15 protein-coding genes are annotated in these 19,329 nt (G+C 69.9%); 5 read left to right on the top strand and 10 right to left on the bottom strand.

Annotated elements, in window-relative coordinates; genetic code table 11:
* Position 1: 1 nt before the first annotated feature.
* The gene (locus FMQ63_RS07425) at positions 2 to 757 is read right to left on the bottom strand and encodes a GNAT family N-acetyltransferase (RefSeq protein WP_225909690.1); all 756 of its coding nucleotides are present in this window, start codon (positions 755 to 757) and stop codon (positions 2 to 4) included.
* A 101-nt stretch (positions 758 to 858) separates the two neighbouring features.
* On the opposite strand from FMQ63_RS07425, the gene FMQ63_RS07420 reads away from it, so the two are divergent.
* Both FMQ63_RS07420 and gyrB read left to right on the top strand, forming a co-directional pair.
* Positions 859 to 1,317, top strand: a complete 459-nt coding sequence (locus FMQ63_RS07420) for a hypothetical protein (protein WP_011550408.1) — start codon at positions 859 to 861, stop codon at positions 1,315 to 1,317.
* Between the two features lie 157 nt (positions 1,318 to 1,474).
* The gene (gyrB, locus tag FMQ63_RS07415) at positions 1,475 to 3,922 is read left to right on the top strand and encodes a DNA topoisomerase (ATP-hydrolyzing) subunit B (protein WP_011550409.1); all 2,448 of its coding nucleotides are present in this window, start codon (positions 1,475 to 1,477) and stop codon (positions 3,920 to 3,922) included.
* 275 nt (positions 3,923 to 4,197) lie between these two features.
* Here the strand turns inward: gyrB and FMQ63_RS07410 are convergent, their stop codons facing one another.
* Positions 4,198 to 6,975 carry a serine/threonine-protein kinase gene (locus FMQ63_RS07410; RefSeq protein ID WP_020477910.1) on the bottom strand — a complete coding sequence of 926 codons (2,778 nt, stop codon included), beginning with the start codon at positions 6,973 to 6,975 and terminating at the stop codon, positions 4,198 to 4,200.
* Positions 6,976 to 7,186: 211 nt separating this feature from the next.
* On the opposite strand from FMQ63_RS07410, the gene FMQ63_RS07405 reads away from it, so the two are divergent.
* From FMQ63_RS07405 to FMQ63_RS07395, 3 genes are all read left to right on the top strand, one after another.
* Positions 7,187 to 8,371: a hypothetical protein gene (locus FMQ63_RS07405; RefSeq protein ID WP_225909691.1), complete on the top strand. Its 1,185-nt coding sequence runs from the start codon at positions 7,187 to 7,189 to the stop codon at positions 8,369 to 8,371.
* A complete protein-coding gene (locus tag FMQ63_RS07400) occupies positions 8,368 to 9,471 on the top strand; it encodes a metallophosphoesterase (protein ID WP_011550412.1) in 1,104 nt (367 codons plus the stop codon). Before FMQ63_RS07405 ends, FMQ63_RS07400 begins: the two co-directional genes overlap by 4 nt.
* 97 nt (positions 9,472 to 9,568) lie before the next feature.
* Entirely contained in the window at positions 9,569 to 10,093 is a 525-nt protein-coding gene (locus FMQ63_RS07395; protein ID WP_011550413.1) for a hypothetical protein, read from the top strand.
* Positions 10,094 to 10,162: 69 nt separating this feature from the next.
* Here FMQ63_RS07395 and FMQ63_RS07390 read toward each other — a convergent pair whose 3' ends face one another.
* The 8 genes from FMQ63_RS07390 to FMQ63_RS07355 all read right to left on the bottom strand — a co-directional run.
* Positions 10,163 to 11,335 carry a zinc-dependent alcohol dehydrogenase gene (locus FMQ63_RS07390; RefSeq protein WP_011550414.1) on the bottom strand — a complete coding sequence of 391 codons (1,173 nt, stop codon included), beginning with the start codon at positions 11,333 to 11,335 and terminating at the stop codon, positions 10,163 to 10,165.
* An 11-nt stretch (positions 11,336 to 11,346) separates the two neighbouring features.
* Positions 11,347 to 12,165: an SRPBCC family protein gene (locus FMQ63_RS07385; RefSeq protein ID WP_020477909.1), complete on the bottom strand. Its 819-nt coding sequence runs from the start codon at positions 12,163 to 12,165 to the stop codon at positions 11,347 to 11,349.
* Positions 12,166 to 12,430: 265 nt separating this feature from the next.
* Positions 12,431 to 13,810, bottom strand: a complete 1,380-nt coding sequence (locus FMQ63_RS07380; RefSeq protein ID WP_011550416.1) for a hypothetical protein — start codon at positions 13,808 to 13,810, stop codon at positions 12,431 to 12,433.
* A 21-nt stretch (positions 13,811 to 13,831) separates the two neighbouring features.
* Positions 13,832 to 17,062, bottom strand: coding sequence for a TonB-dependent receptor (locus tag FMQ63_RS07375; RefSeq protein ID WP_011550417.1), 3,231 nt, complete (start codon positions 17,060 to 17,062; stop codon positions 13,832 to 13,834).
* Between the two features lie 77 nt (positions 17,063 to 17,139).
* Entirely contained in the window at positions 17,140 to 17,565 is a 426-nt protein-coding gene (locus FMQ63_RS07370; protein WP_011550418.1) for a biopolymer transporter ExbD, read from the bottom strand.
* An 11-nt stretch (positions 17,566 to 17,576) separates the two neighbouring features.
* On the bottom strand, positions 17,577 to 17,984 hold the full coding sequence (locus tag FMQ63_RS07365) for a biopolymer transporter ExbD (protein WP_011550419.1): 408 nt from the start codon (positions 17,982 to 17,984) through the stop codon (positions 17,577 to 17,579).
* Positions 17,968 to 18,720 carry a MotA/TolQ/ExbB proton channel family protein gene (locus FMQ63_RS07360; RefSeq protein WP_011550420.1) on the bottom strand — a complete coding sequence of 251 codons (753 nt, stop codon included), beginning with the start codon at positions 18,718 to 18,720 and terminating at the stop codon, positions 17,968 to 17,970. Before FMQ63_RS07360 ends, FMQ63_RS07365 begins: the two co-directional genes overlap by 17 nt.
* Before the next feature lie 45 nt (positions 18,721 to 18,765).
* The coding region (locus FMQ63_RS07355) for an energy transducer TonB (RefSeq protein WP_141276577.1) at positions 18,766 to 19,329 on the bottom strand (564 nt) is incomplete at its 5' end.

Here is a 19,329-nt window from a genome sequence, read left to right as displayed (position 1 = left end):
CTCAGGGGCTCGTGCGGCCCCAGGTCTCCCACGCGCCCAGATCCCGGTAGCCCAGGCGCTGATACAAGGGCTTTGCCTCCGGCGTGGCCTGGAGCACCGCGGCCGTCATCCTCCGGGCCCGTGCCTGGTGGTGCAGCCCGCGCATCACCTGCGCGGCCAGCCCCCGGCCCCGGGCCTCGGGCACCGTGGCCACCATGTAGATGCCCGCGGTGTCGCCCACGTCCCGGGCCATGCCACACGCCAGGGCAACGCCCACCTCTTTCGCGACCAGCGTGTGCACGGGCAGCGGAGGCGGCCGCAGCCAGACGTCGAGCTGGCCCCCCAGCTCACCCCACGTGCGCTTGTTGATGGCGACCATGTCGTCCTGCGTCTCGGAGACCTCCAGGGGGAGGTCCGGCGGGGCGTCCGGCACGTCTCCCAGCACCAGGCCCATGGCATCCATCCGGACCGCGTCGGGGGCGAAGCCGGCGTCCTCCAGCACCCGCCGGCCCTCGGTGTCTCCGGGCGGCAGCACCACGCGCCAGCCGGGCAGGTCCAGGCGCAGGTAGAAGTCCGTCAGGGCGGGCAGGGCGTCGCGCAGCGCTCCCGGGTCGTGGAAGAAGGCCTGCTGGGCCCGCGAGTGTTCCGGGTGCCCCGGCAGACAGAAGGCGTCCACGCCTGGCAGGCCCAGGTGCCGCAGCGTGCCTCGCTCCCGCTGAAGGTGCTTGAAGGCGATGACGTTCGACAGCAGGCGCGCGGACAGCTCGGCATTCGTCATGGGGCTCTGGAGCGTAGGGCACGCTCCGCCCGGCGGAGAACAGACGCAGCGCTCAAAACCGCGCACCGGCGCGCCGGGAGGATTAGGGTGCAGGGGCACCCATGAGCAGCCCGCGCTTCTACGCCTTCGACCCTCGCGCCACCCGCATCGCCCTCTTCGTGGGGGCCTGCGTGCTGGCCGTCCTCACCGCCTGGGCCCTGGCGGATGCCCGCGCCGAAGGTGGCGTCCAGGCCATGGCCCGCGCCGGCGTCTCCGCGGGGCTGATGTTGACCTTCCTGGTGTCCTTCCACCGCCTGCGGCCCCGCACGGGCTGGGGCGTCACGGTGGACGCGCGGGGCGTGCGCGTGGCCCGGCCCTTCAGCCAGAAGGAGCTGGACCTGCACTGGGGGCAGATTGACCACGTGCGCCGGATTGGCCGGAAGGGGAGCGTGCTCGCCCTGTTCCTCAAGGAGGAAGGCCGGGTGCTCGTCACCCGGCATCTCTTCGCCCGCAAGGCTGTTTTCGACGAGTTGATTTCGGCGCTGGAGGACCGCCTCCCGCCGCCCCGTTTCGACGCCTGAACACCCCGTTTCCAGGGGCGGCCTCCCAGGCAGGCGGCCAGGCGGATTTCACGAATGTTTACGCAGCCTTGCGAGTCCTCGTTAACCTTGTTCGACGTGCCTTGAAGTGGTACGCACGGACCTGTTGCAAGGCTCCTTTTCCCAAGGACAGCTTCACATGGAAAAGACCCCCGCTACCGGCTCGGCGGTTGCTCCGCCGCCCGTGGAGTATGGGACGGACAGCATTACCAAGCTCGAGGGCCGCGAGGCGGTCCGGAAGCGCCCCGGCATGTACATCGGCGACACGATGGCCTACGGGCTCCACAAGCTCGTGTACGAGGTCGTCGACAACGCGGTGGACGAGTCGCTGGCCGGGCACTGCACCGACATCGAGGTCGTCATCCACGTGGATGGCTCCCTGAGCGTGCAGGACAACGGGCGCGGCATCCCCGTGGGCCCGCACCCCAAGTTCCCCGGCAAGGACACCCTGGAGGTCGTCCTCACGGAGCTGCACGCCGGCAGCAAGTTCGGCAACGGCGCGTACAAGGTCTCCGGCGGCCTCCACGGCGTGGGCGTCACCTGCGTCAACTTCCTCTCGGAGTGGTTCAAGGTCCGCGTCCATCGCAACGGCATTGTCTACGAGCAGGCCTACGCGCAGGGCGTCCCGGACACCCCGCCGCGCGAGGTGGGCACCACCGACAAGCGCGGCACGCACATCGCCTTCAAACCAGACGCCACGGTGATGGAGTTGGTGGAGTTCAACTTCGAGACGCTCAGCCAGCGTCTGCGTGAGCTGGCCTTCCTCAACGCGGGCCTGCATATCGTCGTCCGCGACGAGCGCACGAACAAGGAGCACGACTTCAAGTTCGACGGCGGCATCTCCTCGTTCGTGGAGTACCTCAACAAGTCGAAGCAGACGCTCCACGACAAGCCCATCTCCTTCAGCACGGAGCGCGAGGGCGTCATGCTCGACATCGCGATGCAGTGGAATGACGGCTACGACGAGCGCATCTACACCTTCGCGAACAACATCAACACCCACGAGGGTGGCAGCCACCTGTCCGGCTTCAAGGCGGCGCTGACGCGCACGCTCAACAGCTACGCGGAGAAGGGCAGCCTCTGGAAGGACCTCAAGGAGACGCCCACCGGCGAGGACGCGCGTGAAGGCCTGTCCGCCGTCATCTCCGTCAAGCTGACCAACCCCCAGTTCGAGGGGCAGACGAAGACGAAGCTGGGCAACAGCGAGGTGAAGGGCCTGGTCGAGCAGATGGTGAACGACCAGCTCGGCTCCTTCCTGGAAGAGACGCCCATGGTCGCCAAGAAGGTCGTGGCGAAGATTGGCGACGCCTGCCGGGCGCGTCTGGCCGCGCGCAAGGCGCGTGAGACGGTGCGCCGCAAGGGCGTGCTGGACGGCGGCGGGCTCCCCGGAAAGCTGGCGGACTGTCAGAGCCGCGACCCGAACGAGAGCGAGCTCTACATCGTGGAGGGCGACTCCGCAGGTGGCTCCGCGAAGCAGGGCAGAGACAGGCGCAACCAGGCCATCCTTCCGCTGCGCGGCAAGATTCTCAACGTGGAGAAGGCCCGCTTCGAGAAGATGCTCACCAGCGCCGAAATCGTGACGCTGATTACGGCATTGGGCACGGGCATCGGCGCGGAGGACTACGACCCGGAGAAGGCGCGCTACCACCGCATCATCCTGATGACGGACGCCGACGTGGACGGCAGCCACATCCGTACGCTGCTGCTCACCTTCTTCTTCCGGCAGATGCCGGAGCTCTTGCAGAAGGGCTATCTCTACATCGCGCAGCCGCCGCTCTACAAAGTCACGCGCAACAAGAAGGACCAGTACGTCAAGGACGAGCACGCGCTGAACGAGTACCTGCTCAAGATTGCCTCCGAGCACGCGCGGGTGCTGACGCCCGGGGGCGAGCTGGGCGGCGCGGAGCTGAAGGCGCTGCTGGAGAAGGTGATTACGTACGAGGAGCGCCTGGAGAAGCAGGCCAAGCGCCGGGACGCGCGCGTGGTGGACGCGCTGGTGCAGGGCGCGCGCCTGTCCGCGGAGACGCTGACGGACGAGGCTGCCCTGGAGGCGGCGGTGAAGGCCGCCTATGACACCTTCGAGCGCCGCATGCCGGACGTGCTGGGCCGCGTGCGCCACGAGCTGGTGCAGGACCCCGAGCACCACACCAAGAAGCTGGTGTTCCACACCGACGTGAATGGCGCCATGCGGGAGACGGTGCTCGACCACGCCTTCCTGTCGTCGCCGGAGTACCTGGAGCTGTCGTCGCTGCGCGACGCCTTCGTGGCGCTGGGCAAGGCGCCGTACAAGGTCCGCGTGGACGCGGGGGAAATCACCGTCTTCTCCGTGCAAGAGGTGCTCGCCGCCGTCCGCAAGGACGCGCAGCGTGGCCTGGGCCTGCAGCGCTACAAGGGTCTGGGTGAGATGAACCCGGAGCAGCTCTGGGACACGACGATGAACCCGGCCACGCGCACGCTGCTCCAGGTGCGGGTGGAGGACGCGGTGGAGAGCGACGAAATCTTCTCGCTGCTGATGGGCGAGGCGGTGGAGCCGCGGCGCGAGTTCATCGAGCGCAACGCTCTGGACGTGCAGAACCTGGACATCTGAGTCCGTCCCACGGAAAGACGCGTGGGCCCGGTGCCCCTCGGCCCCGCGCCCACGTGCCTTTCCCGTCCTTGTCGAGCCGGGCCTTCGCGCTGCCGGGCCCTCGCTAGCCCTTACGTCAGGAAGCCGGACCCCTGCGCTGAAGCCATGGGTCGCCGGTCCACCGTAAGGTAGTCACCGTTCCTCCGGCCAAGTCCGGCGTCCTCCGCGGCGCCGCGAGTGCTCGCCTCGCCCGCTGGCGCCTCAGTGGGAGCGCGGCGGGCTTGCATGTATGGCTGCTACCGCTCCGAGCGGCGTGAGCCCTTCAGGGCCTCCGCGCGCTCCTTGCCGGACATGGCCGTCACGTCGACGATGTCCACCTCGAAGGCGCCCCGGTTGTCGCCCACCTGCATGTCGGGGAAGGTGCAGTGCAGGTTCTCCGTGCCCGTCATCTGGTAGCGCTTGCCGGTCTGGAGGATGCGGTGGGTGGCGCGCACGGATTCGGGCGCCGGGCCGCGCTCCATGCACAGCACCTGGCGGACGCGGCCGTTGGGGCCGGAGCGCAGCTCCGCGACGTCGTCTCGCACGGTGAGCAGGTAGGTGGAGTCCGGGTTGAGGCCGCGCAGCACCATCTGGTGCTCGGGCTTCAGCGGCACCGCGTTTTCCTTCGCATCGAAGGTGAACGAGCGCGGCGGCACGTAGGCGGACTGGCGGACGTTGATGCGGATGGCGCCGCTGTTGTCGTCCAGTCCGCCGTCATCCAGCGCGAAGACGTGGAGCTTCCGAGCGCCCTTGATGGTGCGCGTTGACGTGCCGAGCAGGCCGAAGCTGCTGTCCACCGGCCCGTCGCCCTCGATGAGGTAGGCCAGCGTGCCGGAGGCGGTGCCCCGGCCCTCGGCCAGCGACGCGCTGCCCTGCGTCCACACGGAGTACGTCGTGCCGGGGTTCAGCTCGATGCTGGCGGTGTTGTACTCGGGCAGGGGGACGGCGTTGTACTGGGGGCGCAGCACCAGCACGCGGGTGGGGTAGTCCACCTCGTGCATTGTCCGCTGCGGCGTGTCCTCCTCCTCGGGCCCGTCCTGTGCGACCGCCACCTCCGTGCTGGCGCCCGCGTCCTCCGGCGCGCTGGGGCCCGCGTCCTCCGGCGTGGCGGCGCCTTCCGCCACCACCGCGGCGCCCGCGTCCTCTGGCGCCGCCACGGCCACTTCGACTGGCGGCGGGGGCGCTGCGATGGGCTTCAGCTCCGCCGTCAGCGGCTCCACCAGGTTCGACGTGGGCGTGAAGCGCTTCGTCCAGGGCAGGTGGCCGGGCAGCGAGAGGGCCAGCGTGTTGGCCTCGCCAATCTTGACCTCCACCATCAGCGGCGTGACGCCCTTGAGCACTTGGTCGTTGAGCCGCACGGTGGCGCCCGCGGGCTTGGAGGCGAGCCACAGCGTGGTGGTGGATGCGTACATGTCGTCGAACGTGGACTCGCGCGCGATGACGAGCTTGTAGAACACACCGACGAGGAACAGCGCGGCGGTGGCGTAGACGACGGACATCGTCACGACGCGCGCCTTCTCCTTCCCCTTCGCCACGCGCGCGGCTTCTTCGCGCGCCAGCGTGTCCCGAGCGTCGTCCACGGAGGTGCGGTAGCCCTTGCCAGTCCAGGTGCCCACCGGATGCGCCTCGGTGGTGGGCTCCTTGCTCTTGGCGGCGGGCACTTCGATGGGCGTGTCGCGTGGCGCGGCCTGGGTGGGGGCAGGCGCATCACCCGCGTCGGTGCTGGGCTCTTCGTCCAGCGCCGGCACGGGGGGCCCGGGGCGCTCGGAGGTGTATGTCCTGCGGACGCCACCCTCGGAGCGGGGGAGCTGGGACTGGGTCACCCGCCGCACGCCGCTGCTCGTGGGACGGCGCGCTCCTGGGGTGCTCGCAGAGGGGCGACGGCCTCCTTCGCTGCCGGGCCGTCCGCTGTCGCTGCCAGGGCGGCCTCCGTCACTGCCCGGGCGGCTGCGCACGCCGGGGCTGGAGCCCCGCGGGGCGTTGCTGGATGGGGGCCGCGCGCGTCCCTGGGGCGACGCTTCGGTGACGCCCGTCTGCCAGGCGGTGAGCTGCTCCTGGAAGGCGGGGGACACCTCCACCCGGCGGCCCTCGGCGGCCAGCTCCTCCGGGAAGAGGTGCGCCATGAGCTGCGACAGCAGGGTGGGGGTGAAGCGCGGGTTGTCGCGGTAGAGCAGCTCCACCAGCGACTCGCTCAAGTCCTTCGCCGTCTGGTAGCGCGCCTCACGGTCCAGCGCCATGGCGTGGGAGATGACCGTCTCCATGTCCTCGCTGACGGTGGGGTTGAGCGCGGACGGCGGCAGGCGGTCGGCCACGAGGATGCGGGGCAGGACGGTGACGAACTCCCCTTCATAGGGGCGCTTGCCGCACACCATCTCGTAGAGGACGACACCCGCGGCGTACACGTCGGTGCGCGCGTCCAGGTCCTGCCGGCCCTGTGCCTGCTCCGGGGAGAAGTATGGGTACTTGCCCTTGAGGGTGCCGGGAGACGTCTTCGCCTCCACCGCGCTCGTCACCTTGGCGATGCCGAAGTCGATGACCTTGACCTCGCCCTCATAGGAGATGAGGACGTTGTCCGGGGACACGTCGCGGTGCACCAGGCCCAGCGCCAGCCCGTCCTCGCCCACGTGTCGGTGTGCGTAGTCCAGGCCGTCACACAGCTTGCTGGCCACGTGGAGCGCCAGCGGCTCCGGGAAGGACGCCATGCCCATCCGCTGGGCGCGGCGCAGCACCTTGGACAAGGGCTGGCCCTGCACCAGCTCCATCGCGATGAAGTACTGCCCGTCCACCTCACCGAAGTCGAAAATCTGCGCGATGTTGCTGTGGCTCATGCTGGCCACCACGCGCGCCTCGCCGATGAACATCTCGACGAAGTCCGCATCGTCGACGAAGTGCGGGAGGATCTGCTTGATGACGCAGGGCTTGGTGACGCCCGCTGCCCCCGTCATCCGCGCGCGGTAGGTGACGGCCATCCCCCCCGCGGCGATCTTCGAGAGGAGGACGTATTTACCGAATTGCTGAGGGCTGTTTTCCGCCACGGGGTAGGAGCATACCTTCCTTCCTTGGAAAGTCCCGGTTCCGGATTGCACTCTGTGCGAAGTTTTTCAGGGTTACCAAGGTCTGAGCCTTCACATTTCTTCACGCGGGGCACCTGCCGTGGGCCGCCCCGGCGCGGTTATCTAGCGGACCTGCCTGCGCTTGCCGGCGGGCGGGGGCGGCCGGCCCCTCGCTGAGAAAGAGGCGTCGCCGATGGTGTCCGAGCTCCCCCTTCGCTCGCGGTGGGGCGCCGTGTGTCTGAGTGGAGTGCTGCTGTTCTCGACGCCGGGCCTGGCCCGCGGTGGGGACGGGAGCCCGGAGGTCCCGGTGGATGCGCCCCTCCAGGCGCACGTGGGGCCTTCCCAGCAGTCGTTGGCGCAGGTGCCTCCGCCGCCCTCGGAGCGCCCCGATTTCAAGCCGCTCGCGGTGGCGGTGGCGGTGGTGCCGGGGTTGCTCTTCCATGGGCTGGGGCCCCTGGTGGCGGGGGACCGTCACACGGCGAAGCGGCTCTTCGCGTTGGAGGGCGCGGGCCTGGGGCTCATCGCGCTGGGCGGCGTGCCCATTGCCCTCACGGGCGCCTCGCGGCGCACCATTGCTCCGCTGTACGCGGTGACGCTGGCGGGCTTCAGCGTGCTGGGCATCTCCGCGCTGGCCAACCTGTATGCGGTGACGGCGCCGGCGTTCGACGCGGGCGTCGCGCCGCCCCTGCTTCCTCCGCTGGAGTTGGAGGTGGGCTATCAGTATGTGAATGACGCTGCGTTCGACTACCGCCACTTCCTCACGGTGGGGGCGCAGGCCCGCTTCGACTCGCTGCGCCTGCTGGGCACGGTGCGGGTGGACCCTTCCGAGGGCAACACCCAGGTGCGCCTGGGCGGGGCGTGGCGGCTGTTGGGCGCGCCGGAGCGCGCGCTGTCGGGCACGGATGGCAGCGCGCTGGACGTGGAGGCTTTTGGCCAGTTCCACCGCTACCCCACCGAGGGCTTCGCGCTCATCAGCGGAGAGGTGGCGCTGCGGGGCCGGCTGGCCATGTCGCGCATCAGCCCGGCCATGGCGGGCTCCTTCGCGGAGGTCAGCGTGGGCACGTCGGCGGAGGCCTATACGTACCCGGGCGCGGTGAGCGACGGGAACCTGCACGAGCAACTGCTCTTCACCTTCGGCTACGGCGTGTGGCTGGGCCGGGGTGGGCCGTTCCGGGGCGAGGCGATGCTCTATTACGACCACCGCAAGGACTCGTTCGCGGGGGGCATCCGCTCGCGCGGCGGCGGAATCGTGGGCGCCTTTGGCCTGAGGGGCCGGGCGCTGCTGACGGATGACTGGGGTGTCGCCGCCGAGGTGCAGGGAGGCGGCGCGCTCGTGGGCCGGCTGTCGTTGATTCGTGCCCTGGGAGGTGAGCGGTGATGCGCGTGGGAGTGATGGCGGCACTGGTGGTTGCGGGGTGCGGCATGCGGCCCGCGGAGAACCGCGCGATTGCGGATTCCAAGGTGGGCCAGGCGCAGCAGGGCGGGGTGACGCTGTCGGTGGCGGATGGGCTGGCGACGGTGCGCGAATTGGCGCCGGGCACGCTGGTGCTGTGGGGCAACGCGCCGGCCTTCACCGCCCGCATCGACGTGGGCGCCCAGGCGCCGTCCGACTGGCTGGTGACGGTGCGCAACGCGATGCCGGACGCGGTGCTGGTGGCCGAGGAGGAAGGGGGCGCGCCGCTGGCGCAGGAGGCGCTTCCGCAGGCGCTGCCCACCGTGAAGGTGTGGCGCGTGGCGCTGCGCGCGGGGACGACAGCGCGGCTGTCCGTGGCGCCGCCGGATTCCGAATCGCGCGAGCCCTTCCGCTTCCTCGCGCTGGCGGACGTGCAGGAGGCCCTGCCGCGCGTCGGCGATATCTACGCGCGCATGCGGCGGGACGACACGGCGCGCTTCATCCTCTTCGCGGGCGACCTCACGGAGTCAGGCACGCGCGATGAGCTGACGGAGTTCCAGGAGCGGCTGGAGGCGGGCTCGCGCATTCCGCTGTACGCCACCCTGGGCAACCACGAGACGTTCACCCGCGACGCCGCCGAGTACCACGCGCTGGTGGGGCGCGGCAGCCAGAGCTTCGTCTTCAAGGGCGTGCGCTTCTCGGTGGTGGACTCCAGCAACGGCACGTTGGACCCCGGCGTGGAGGAGCAATTGGAGGGGTGGCTGGCGGCTTCGCGGGACGGCACGCACGTGGTGGCCATGCACGTGCCGCCGCAGGACCCGGTGGGGCTGCGCGGCGGCGGCTTCGCCAACCGGGGTGAGGCCGCGGGCCTGGTGGGGAAGATGGCGCGCGCGGGCGTGGACCTCACGCTCTACGGGCACATCCACTCCTACTATTCGTTCGCCAACGCGGGCATCCCCGCCTTCATCTCCGGCGGCGGCGGCGCCATTCCGGAGACATTCGACGGGGTGGGCCGGCACTACCTGTCCGTGGATGTGAGCGCGGACGACGGCTTGCAGCAGGCGGCGCTGGTGCGTGTGGATTGATCCGCAGGGGTGCTGTTTTAGCCTACCCTCTTGATCTGACACTGAACATCTGGGCAGATAGGGGCCACCTTCCCGCAAGGAGCCAGGAGGCCCGCGCATGTTCGACTCGAACGAGAACGACCCCATTCCCCCGGCGCTGCGTGCGCTGCTTGAGCTGTTCACCACGGAGCTGGCGGAGGTCCGCTTCCCGGACATGAACGGCGAGGTGCTGGACGCCGCGGCCGAACAGGTGCGGGCGCAGGCGGAGGCCGTGGCGCGGGCGCAGGCGGCGCTGGAGTCCGCGCGGCAGGCGCTGCACGAAAGCCAGGAGGCGTTGCTCCAGAAGGGCCAGCGGGCGCTGGCGTACGCGCGTGTCTTCTCCGAGGAGAACGTGGAGCTGAGCGCGCGGCTGGACGGCATCCACCTGCCGCGTGCGGCGCGCAAGGGCGCCCGGGCTGACGGCGGAGCGTTGGACCCCGCGAGCGCGGCGCAGGGCAACGATGAGAACGCGCCCCGCCGCCGGGGCCGTCCTCCCAAGGCTCGCGCCGTCGCGGGTGCATCCCTGTTCGCGGATGGGTCCTCGCCGGAGGCGCTCGCCGCCGCGGCGCACCACACCGGCAACGGCATGTTGTCCGAGGCCTGAGCGGGCCGCGGATAAACGAAGCCGCCCGGTGTGTCGCGGCCACCGGACGGCCTCGCGAGGACTGGCGCATCAGTTGGGCAGGAACACCGCCCGGACGCAGCCGTCCTGCTTCTTCTTGAAGAGCTCGTACCCCTTCGGCGCGTCCTCCAGGGAGAACCGGTGGGTGGCGAGGAAGGACGGGTCCAGCTCGCCCTTCACCACGTGCTCCAGCAGGCGCGGCAGGTACTTCTGTCCGTGCTGCTGGGCGGAGCGGACCGTGAGGCCCTTGTTCATGATGGCGCCCAGGGGGAACGCGTCCATGAATCCGTAGACGCCCACCACGGACAGGATGCCGCCCTTGCGGCACGCGAGGATGGCCTGCCGCAGCGCCTGCCCCCGGTCCGTTTGGAGCCGCATCGCCTGTTTCGCGCGGTCATACGCGGCGCCCACGCCCGTGCCGTGGGCCTCCATGCCCACCGCGTCGATGCAGGCGTCGGGGCCTCGGCCGCCGGTGAGTTCCTTCAGCACGTCGAGGACACTGTCCACCTCTTCGTAGCTGATGGTCTCCGCGCCCACCTTCTCCCGCGCCAGCTTCAGTCTTTCGGGGAAGCGGTCGATGCCAATCACCCGCTCGGCGCCGAGGAGGAACGCGGCCTTCTGCGCCATCAGCCCCACGCCGCCGCAGCCCCACACGGCCACCGTCTGGCCGGGTTGGATGTCGCAGAAGTCCGCGCCCATGTAGCCGGTGGGCACGGCGTCGGAGAGGAACAGCGCCTGTTCATCCGTCACGCCTTCGGGCACCCGGAAGCAGTCGTTGTCCGCGTGGGGGACGCGGACGAACTGCGCATGCGCGCCCGCGTAGCCGCCGAAGGTGTGGGTGTATCCGTAGATGCCCGCGGTCTGGTAGCCGAACAGGGGCTCCTGCAATTCACCCTTGGGATTGGTGTTGTCGCAGAGGGACCAGAGGTCGTGCTGGCAGTACCAGCAACTGCCACAGCCGATGAAGGACGGGACGACGACGCGGTCACCCACCTGGACCTTCTTCACCGCGGGGCCCTTCTCCACGACGGTGCCCATGAACTCGTGGCCGATGACGTCTCCCTTGCGCATCGTCGGGATGTAGCCGTCGATGAAGTGGAGGTCGGAGCCGCAGGTGGTGGACATCCTCACCTGGAGGATGACGTCGTGAGGGTTGACGATGCGAGGGTCCCCCACCGTCTCCACGCCCAGGTCGTTGATGCCGTTCCAGCAGAGTGCGCGCATGGGCAGGTTCCTCAGGAGGAGTAGCCGCCCTCGCGAGCGGCGGGGTTGGGCCGGGTGGTGGGAATCTCGCCCGTCTCGACGAGGCTCTTGAATCGCTTGAGGGCCTTGAGCGCGAGCGCGGCGGGCACGGCGCCGAGCAACTGCACGGCCTTCTCGCCCACGACGCCGCCCGGCGGGTCGAAGACGAAGCGGAGCGTCACCGCCGTGCCCCAGTCCCGCGGCGCGGGTCGGAAGCGCACCCAGCCTTCGTTGGGCAGGGCCGTGTCCCCCACGGAGCGCCAGCTCAGCAGCTCACCGGGGTGCTCCTCCACCACCTCCGCGTCCCATTCGAGCTCCTTGCCGAGCACGCCCGGCACCTTCCAGTGCTGCAGGCTCTCGCCAGAGGAGGTGACGTCGGCGAAGTGTCCCATCACCTGGTTGAGCGTCTCCGCGTCGCACCAGCGGCGATACAGCGCCTCCGGCGCGCCTTGGATGGTGATGGAGCGCTGGAGCACCGTCAGTTCGACGGTGGCGTCCCGGCCACGTTGCCGGCGGAGCTTCCGGACGACGACGCCGTGCTTGTGGACGTGGGGCTCCTGCTCGGTCCGGGTGCCGCGGAAGAGCAGGCCGCCGCCGGCCAGGGCCATGGCCACGCCGCCCAGCTTGCCTCGCCGGAGGCCCAGCGTGAGCAGGGCGCCGCCAGCGAGCGCGGAGACGAGCTGCGGAAGGCGCTCCTCCGAGGTGCGCTGAGGGCCGCGGCCGGGCCGTCGCCACCTCTGGCTCCCGAGGCGTCCGCCACGTGGAGACACAGCGGGAAAGCGGGCTCCTGGCTGCTGAATCGTGTCACGCATGACGGTGGCTCCTCCTGGGCAGGCAGGAGTCGAGCCCGCCACCGGAAACGTTGGGGGAGCCACCGGGGATGACAACCCCGTGGGCGCGTGCCGCGCGGGGTGAGGGGCCCAGGGCCGCCAGCAGGCTCCAGGCCCTGCAAAGGCCACGGCCCGGCCGGGTGCCGTCGCCGGAGCCCCCCTCCGCGCGCTGCACTCGACCGGGCCATGGGACCGGGCCCCCACCCGCGTTCGGTGGAGGGGCCCGGCTCAGCTCTGCGTGGGGACGTCAGTCCTGCGGGAAGGCCGTCCAGCCGGCCAGCCAGTTGGTGGTGCCCACCGCGCCGACGAAGCGCGCGGAGGTGTCGAAGCCCGCCGGCGGCGTGGCGGCGGAGTCCGGGTTGAGCGCGGGCGAGCCGGCCACCGGCATGAAGTTCGGCGCCGTCAGGTGGGTCGCGTCGGTGAGCTGTGGATCCACCACGCGGTTGTTCAGCGCGGAGGCGAGCACGCGCTCGGGCTCGTTGAAGTTGGACACGTCCGGGTTGGTGATGTTGCCGCCAGCGTCCACGGTCGGGTTCGGCGCCGCGGGGATGGAGACCTTGTCGCCGCGGTTGTTCCAGAAGAACGTGTTGCGCAGGTACAGCTCCGGCGTGGCCGCGTTCCACAGGGCCGCGGAGGCCGTGCCGCTCACGTCTACCGCCAGGTCGGCGAAGTGGGCCACGATGACGTTGTTCAACTTCCCGCCCGCGCCGGTGTTGAACACCATGCCCGACTGCGCGGGGCTGGTGCCCGACGGACGGCCGGAGCCGATGAAGGTCGCGTTCCAGATTTCCGGCGCGGACCGCGGCGTGGCCGCGTTGTCGTTCTTGTTGCCGGAGGCCTCGATGCCGAAGTTGCCCACCACCGCGTTCTGCTGCGCGATGAAGAACTGAATCTTCCCGTTGTAGCCCAGGTCGTAGTCCAGCGAGTCATCGTCCGCCTGGGTGACGACGGCGTGCTTCAGGTTGGCCGAGCCGCCGAAGAACTCCACGCCATCATCCGCGCCCATGTGGACCTGGATGTAGTCCAGGTCGGTGTCCGAGCCGCAGCCGGCCACGGTGAGGCCGTTGAGCTCGTTGTCCTCGGACAGCTCGAAGCCGGCGAACTCGATGCGCGCGTAGTTCAGCTTGCCGCAGTCGTGCGCGTCGTTCGGGTTGGCGCCGCCACCGTACTGGGTCAGCGGATTGTTGCCGGAGGCGAAGAAGCCCTCCACCGTGTTCTCGCCGCCCGCCACGTTGATGCGGCCCTTGCCGAGCAGCACCACGCCGCCCCAGTTACCGGGCTCGCGGCTGCCCACGGGCCGCGAGCTGGTGAAGACGATGGGGGCCTGCGCCGTGCCCACCGCGTGAATCTTCGCGTTGCGGGTGATGATGAGCGCGCTGCCCTGGTCGCCCAGGATGCGGGTCCCCGGCTCGATGGTGAGCGTGCCGCTCTCCACGAAGATGTAGTTCTTCAGCGTGTACGTGACGCCCGCCTTCCAGGTGGTGTCCTGGGTGATGTTGGCGGACACGTTCTCGGTGGTGTCCGTCGGCGGCGGGTTGGGGTTGTTGGGCGTGTTGTCGTCGTCGCCGCAGGCAGACGTCAGGGAGAGGGCGGAGAGCGTCAGGAGGGAGGCAAAGAGGCGCTTCATGGGTGTGCTTCCTTCTGCGGGTTAGAGGGACCAGCCCAGCGACGCGCTGAAGGCGACGCCGGGTTTGTACGTCTGCACGTCCACCGACTCCTGGCGGAGGGTGACGCTCGAGTTGAGGAGGTTGGCCGCGGTGAGCTTGAGCTGCGCCGAGCCGAGCTGCTGGGTCAGCGAGATGTCCACGCGGTGGAAGGGCACTTCGTAGATGTCCGGCAGGCCCTGGACGCCCACTTCGCTGATGCGGCGGCCATACACGTTGTAGAGGACGGTCAGCTCGGTGCCGCTTTCGGGGCGCGAGTAGCCGACGTTGAGGTTGATGACGTACGGGGACTGGCCCTGGAGGGGACGGTTCCGGTTCGTCTGCGCGCCCACCACGTTGGGGTCACCCAGGTCCACGTCGGACTGGATGAGCGTGAGGTTGGCGCCCACGCGCACGGCCTTCAGCGTCTCCGTGAGGCGGGCGAGCGACGCGCGCGCCTCCAGCTCCAGTCCGTAGGTGTTGGCACCCGCGGCGTTCTCGAAGCTGAGGTCCCCCGACTCGGGGTTGCGGATGACGCGCTCGATGGGGTCCTGGAAGCGCTTGTAGAAGGCGCTGGCGGCCAGGACTTCGTTCTCACCCGCGAACCACTCGACGCGCGCGTCGATGTTGTGGATGCGCGTCTGGAGCAGGTCCGGGTTGCCGGACACGTTCCGGCGGCGCACGAAGTCGAAGTAGATGAACGGCGCCAGCTCGCGGAAGGTGGGCCGCGCCAGCGTGTAGCTGTAGCCGGCGCGCACATTCACGGTGGGCGTCAGCGCGTAGATGGCGTTGAAGGCCGGCAGCAGGTTCATGTACTCGGAGCGGTTCTCCGTGCCGGAGGCGCCGGTGAACGGGTCCTTCAGCGTGAGCTGCTGGGTGGAGGACTCCACGCGCAGGCCGCCCACCAGGCGGAGGGCGTCCGTCGGCTGGACGTCCGCGGACGCATAGCCGGCGAAGATGCCCAGGTACGCGTCATAGGCATCGTCCGGCCGGGTGTTCTCGCGCACGCGGATGCCGGTGCCCAGGTTCTCCGGGGCGAAGAGCTGCTCGGGGGGGAGCGTGCGGTCCACCGGCGTGGTGCCCAGCAGGTAGCGGAAGCGGCGGGCACCGAAGTCACGGAAGGACACCTGGGTGAGCCCGCCCACCTTCAGCCGGACGGCGGAGAGGGGAACGGTGACGTTGACGCTGCCGCCCGTGGACGTCTCGCCCAGTTCGGCGAAGAAGCGCTCGCCGCTGTTGGGCTGGTTGGGGAAGGTGGGCGTGCCCGACGGCGCGGAGAGGTTGTCGCTGTAGAGGGTGTCGCGGGTGTCGGGCTCGTCGCGGTCCACGCGGGACAGGTTGGCCTGCCAATCCAGCTCCGCGTCCCCCAGCAGACCCAGGCGGTGGAAGCCTCGGAGCTGGTTGAAGAAGAGCTGCCGGCTGACGAACTGCAGGCGCGTGCTCTCGTAGCTCTCACCGCGGACGATGTTGCTGCCGCGCGCGGTGAACGTGCGGGTGTCGGTGCCGCGGGTGTAGAGGCCGAACCAGGTCAGCTCGTTGTCGCGGTCCAACTGGAAGCCGACGCTGCCCAGGCCGCTGAGGCTGGCCGTCTCGAAGCCCTGCGTGCTGCGGGCCGCGTCGCGGGCGTTGAGCGCGCCCGTCTCGTCGCGGTCGACACGGGCGAAGGTGCCCTCCTGCACGCCGTCGCGGTGACCGTAGTTGGCGCTGGCCAGGTAGCCCAGCCGGCTGTTGCCGAAGCGCAGGGTGTCGCCCATGGACACGCCCAGGCCCATGTTGGGCAGCGCGGTGGTGCGGCGCGCCTGCCAGATGTTGGGGAAGCTGCGGTACTGCTGCTCCAGCACGTCGCTGGACTCACCCGACATCCCCAGGCCGCTGTCGCGCGGAATCGCGTTGGGGAGCTGGCGGCTCCCGCTGGGGAAGCCCAGGTTCTCACCGAAGCCGCCCTGGGCCTGGCTGTTGCGCTCGCGGAACGTCGTCTCGGAGTCGCCGGCCAGGCTGATGCGCGGCTTGAGCTCGAACTCGCTCGGGTAGGAGTTGGTTTCGATGAGCAGCGTGCCGCCGGCGAAGGTGCCGGGGAGGTCCGGTGTGTAGCTCTTCACTACGTTGAGGTTGGCGAGGAGGCTGGTGGGGAAGATGTCCAGCGGGACGCTGGGCTCGTCCGGCTCGGTGCTGGGCAGCAGCGCGCCGTTGAGCAGCGTGGTGCTGTAGCGGCCACCCAGGCCGCGCAGCAGCACGTAGCGGCCGTCCACCACCGTGGCGCTCACCACGCGCTTCACCGCGTCGGAGGCGCTGGAGTCCGGCGTGCGCGCGATTTCCTGCGCGCTGATGGCGTCCGAAACGGCGGCGGCCTTCTTGCGCTCCTGGAGCAGCGCGCCCTCGGCCCGGCGGTCCGCGCGGGCCTCGACGACGACTTCCTGCACCGCGCCTTCGTCCGCGCCGAGCGCGACGTCCAGCTTCGTCGCCTTGCCCTTCGTCACCACGACGCCGGTGATGCGGCGGCCCTGGTAGACGTCATAGAAGACGCGCAGGTCGTACTTCCCGGGCGGCAGCGCGACCCGGTAGAAGCCATCCAGGTCGGTGAGCACCTGCTTCTGGGCGCCCGCCACGACCTTCACGGTGGCCTCGATGAGGCCCTCTCCGTTGGCTTCGTCCGTCACGCGGCCGTAGATGCCGGTGAAGCCCGGGGGCGGCACGGCGGACTCGGCCAGCATCGCCTCGTCGCTTATGCCCTCCATGGACTCATCGGCCGGCGCCGCGGGCTGCTGCGCGGTGGGGGCAGGTTCAGTGCCCGGCTGCTGCGCGGTGGGCGCGGGCGTGACGCCCGGCTGCTGCGCGGTAGGCGCGGCCTCGGTTCCGGGCTGCTGCGCGGTGGGGGCAGGTTCAGTGCCCGGCTGCTGCGCGGTGGGCGCGGGCGTGACGCCCGGCTGCTGCGCGGTGGGCGCGGACTCGGTGCCGGGCTGCTGCGTGGAAGGATCACCCACGGCGGGCGGAGCGGCAATTCCAGACGGCTGCGTCGCGGTGTCAGTCGGCTGCGACGGTTGGGTTTCCTCGGATGGGGGAAGAGGTTGCGTGACGGGGTCGACCGCGGGAGCGGGAGCCGAGCCCGGAACGCCGGGCGCCTGTGCGAACACGGGCGTAGCTGTCATGACAAGCGCAGCCAGAATGGCGCGCAAGGGGGCAGTGCGAGACAACACGACACTCCTTGCCGAGGTGCGCGTAGAGAACGCGACACGCATGGCATCTGGATGAAGGGGCTGTGACGATTCAGGCGGCGGACCGCAAACTTGGTGTCACGGTCCGCCGCGGCACTGCATCAATCCGCGAGCTTGTCCGGCAGCACGCCGACCGTGATGTCCCCGCCTCGCGCGAGGTCCAGCACGTCCATGGCGGCGCCGTACGGCACATCATCACTGGCGTCGAAGAACACAATCTTGTCCGGGCGCGCGTTGAGCATGCGCTGGAGCCGGGCCACGACTTGGTCGCGGGGCACTTCTTCCCGGTTGATTCGCAGCACGCCGGACTTGTCCACCGTGAGGACCACCGGTGGCTTTGCATCGGGAGGAGGCGGAGGGGCCTCCTGGTCATCGCCCTTGGCGGGCACCGTCATCCACATCTGCTTCGTCATCAGCGGGGTGACGACCATGAAGATGATGAGGAGGACGAGCACGACGTCCACCAGGGGCGTCACGTTCATCGCCGGGCGGATGCTGCCCTTTCCGCCTCCGAGGTCGAATGCCATGGCGTGCGCTCCTAGTTCTTCTGCTTGTCGACGACCTGCAGGTTGATGCCGGGGAAGCCCAGCTCCTGCATCGCCTTGAAGAGGCCGCGCACCTCGGAGTAGCGCACGCCCCGGTCGGCCTTGAGCACCACGGGCGAGTCCGGGTCCTTCGCGCGCACGGCCTTCAGCTCGGCCATGAGCGCGTCGCGCTTGAGCTCCTTGCGGTCCAGGAAGAAGGCCCCGGTCGCGGACAGGCTCACCGTGGTGGGGGTCAGCTCCTTGTTCTCCTTGTCCGGGTTCGTCGCCGTGGGCAGCTCCACCGCGGCGCCGGACTCAATCTGGGGCGTGACGACCATGAAGATGATGAGGAGGACGAGCACGACGTCCACCAGGGGCGTCACGTTCATCTCCGGCGTCAGGCTCCTACGCGGGGTGGACATCGCGGGACTCCTTGCGAGCAGCCAGCTCCGGGCCCGTGGCCACCGCGGCGCCGTTGGTGGCCACGGGCTTTTGCGGCCCCAGGTCCTCCAGGTAGTCCATGAACTCGCTCCGCGCGGCGTCCAGGGAGAGCTGGAGCGAATCCGCGCGGGTGGAGAGGAAGTTGAACATCAGCACCGCGGGGATGGCGACGAGCAGACCCAGCGCCGTGACGACGAGCGCCTCGGCGATACCGGCGGACACCGCGCCCAGGCCGCCGGAGCCCTCCTTGGCGATGCCGGAGAAGGCCTCGATGATGCCCACCACCGTGCCGAGCAGACCGACGAAGGGCGCCACCGAGCCGACGGTGGCGAGCACGGACATGCCGCGGCGCACGTCGGCGCTGACGCGCTCGTTGATGCGGACCAGCTCACGGCGCGTGAGCTCCACCGGGCCCAGCTTGCCGGCCGGCACGCGGGACTTCGCGAGGAAGTGCTTCATGCCACCGCCCAGCAGCATGGCCAGGTGGCTGCCCTTGGTGGCCTCCGCCTCCTTCACCAGCGCCTCGTGCTGGTGCTGGGTGAGGAGCGGACCGGCGCGGGACGCGAATTGCTTGGAGATGGAGCGCGAGCGGAAGAAGACGAAGAGGCGTTCGAAGAACACCGCGAGGGACGCGACGGCGAAGAGGATGAGGGTCCACGCGATGCCCAGCGCGAACACACCCATGTGGTTGTAGATGTCCCTGAGATTGAAATTCATGACGGGTTGCTCCTGGGGGGCAGGTGCGGGTGAGGCGTTTTCGGCTTACGACTTGAGACGGAACGGAACCTTGAAGATGCGGAACACCGCGGTGGGCTGACCGCCGACAACTGCGGGCTTGAAGCGCCACGTCTTCGCGGCGGCCATGGCCGCGCTGGCGAAGGGCTCGTCGCCGCGCATCACCTTCAGCTGGCTGACGCGGCCATCCACGCCCACCACGCCCTTGAGGATGACCATGCCTTCCAGGCCCTTGGAGCGGGCCTCGGAGGGGTATTCCGGCGTGAGGTTGGAGGACAGGGGCTCCGGCGGCGTGCCGGACTCCGGGAGATTGATGGGCGCGACGCGACCGCCACCACCGGCGAGTGTGTCACCGCCGGGGACACCGCCCACCACACCGCCGGGAACGAGCGCGCCGGTGCCACCCACGGCGATGGGCGCGGCGGCCACCGTCTCCGTCGCGGCCTCGGGCGGCTTCTCCAGCGGCACTTCCTTGGGAACGACGATGGGCGCGGGCGCCACGGTGGGCGCGGCCGGCGGCGGCGCCTTCGCGGCGGCGGGCGGCGCGGGCTTGGGCGCCAGCTTTGGCTTGGGAGGAGGCGGGGGCGGAGG

It is taken from the genome of Myxococcus sp. CA005, assembly GCF_006518205.1.
GTDB lineage: Bacteria > Myxococcota > Myxococcia > Myxococcales > Myxococcaceae > Myxococcus > Myxococcus xanthus.
This window is presented reverse-complemented; position numbering and strand designations above follow the sequence as displayed.

Bases quoted from the DNA above. Each gene is read 5' to 3' on its own strand.
- FMQ63_RS07425 (WP_225909690.1), bottom strand. From the start codon at position 757: ATGACGAATGCCGAGCTGTCCGCGCGCCTGCTGTCGAACGTCATCGCC.
- FMQ63_RS07420 (WP_011550408.1), top strand. From the start codon at position 859: ATGAGCAGCCCGCGCTTCTACGCCTTCGACCCTCGCGCCACCCGCATC.
- gyrB (WP_011550409.1), top strand. From the start codon at position 1,475: ATGGAAAAGACCCCCGCTACCGGCTCGGCGGTTGCTCCGCCGCCCGTG.
- FMQ63_RS07405 (WP_225909691.1), top strand. From the start codon at position 7,187: ATGGTGTCCGAGCTCCCCCTTCGCTCGCGGTGGGGCGCCGTGTGTCTG.
- FMQ63_RS07395 (WP_011550413.1), top strand. From the start codon at position 9,569: ATGTTCGACTCGAACGAGAACGACCCCATTCCCCCGGCGCTGCGTGCG.
- FMQ63_RS07390 (WP_011550414.1), bottom strand. From the start codon at position 11,335: ATGCGCGCACTCTGCTGGAACGGCATCAACGACCTGGGCGTGGAGACG.
- FMQ63_RS07385 (WP_020477909.1), bottom strand. From the start codon at position 12,165: ATGCGTGACACGATTCAGCAGCCAGGAGCCCGCTTTCCCGCTGTGTCT.
- FMQ63_RS07380 (WP_011550416.1), bottom strand. From the start codon at position 13,810: ATGAAGCGCCTCTTTGCCTCCCTCCTGACGCTCTCCGCCCTCTCCCTG.
- FMQ63_RS07375 (WP_011550417.1), bottom strand. From the start codon at position 17,062: ATGCGTGTCGCGTTCTCTACGCGCACCTCGGCAAGGAGTGTCGTGTTG.
- FMQ63_RS07370 (WP_011550418.1), bottom strand. From the start codon at position 17,565: ATGGCATTCGACCTCGGAGGCGGAAAGGGCAGCATCCGCCCGGCGATG.
- FMQ63_RS07365 (WP_011550419.1), bottom strand. From the start codon at position 17,984: ATGTCCACCCCGCGTAGGAGCCTGACGCCGGAGATGAACGTGACGCCC.
- FMQ63_RS07360 (WP_011550420.1), bottom strand. From the start codon at position 18,720: ATGAATTTCAATCTCAGGGACATCTACAACCACATGGGTGTGTTCGCG.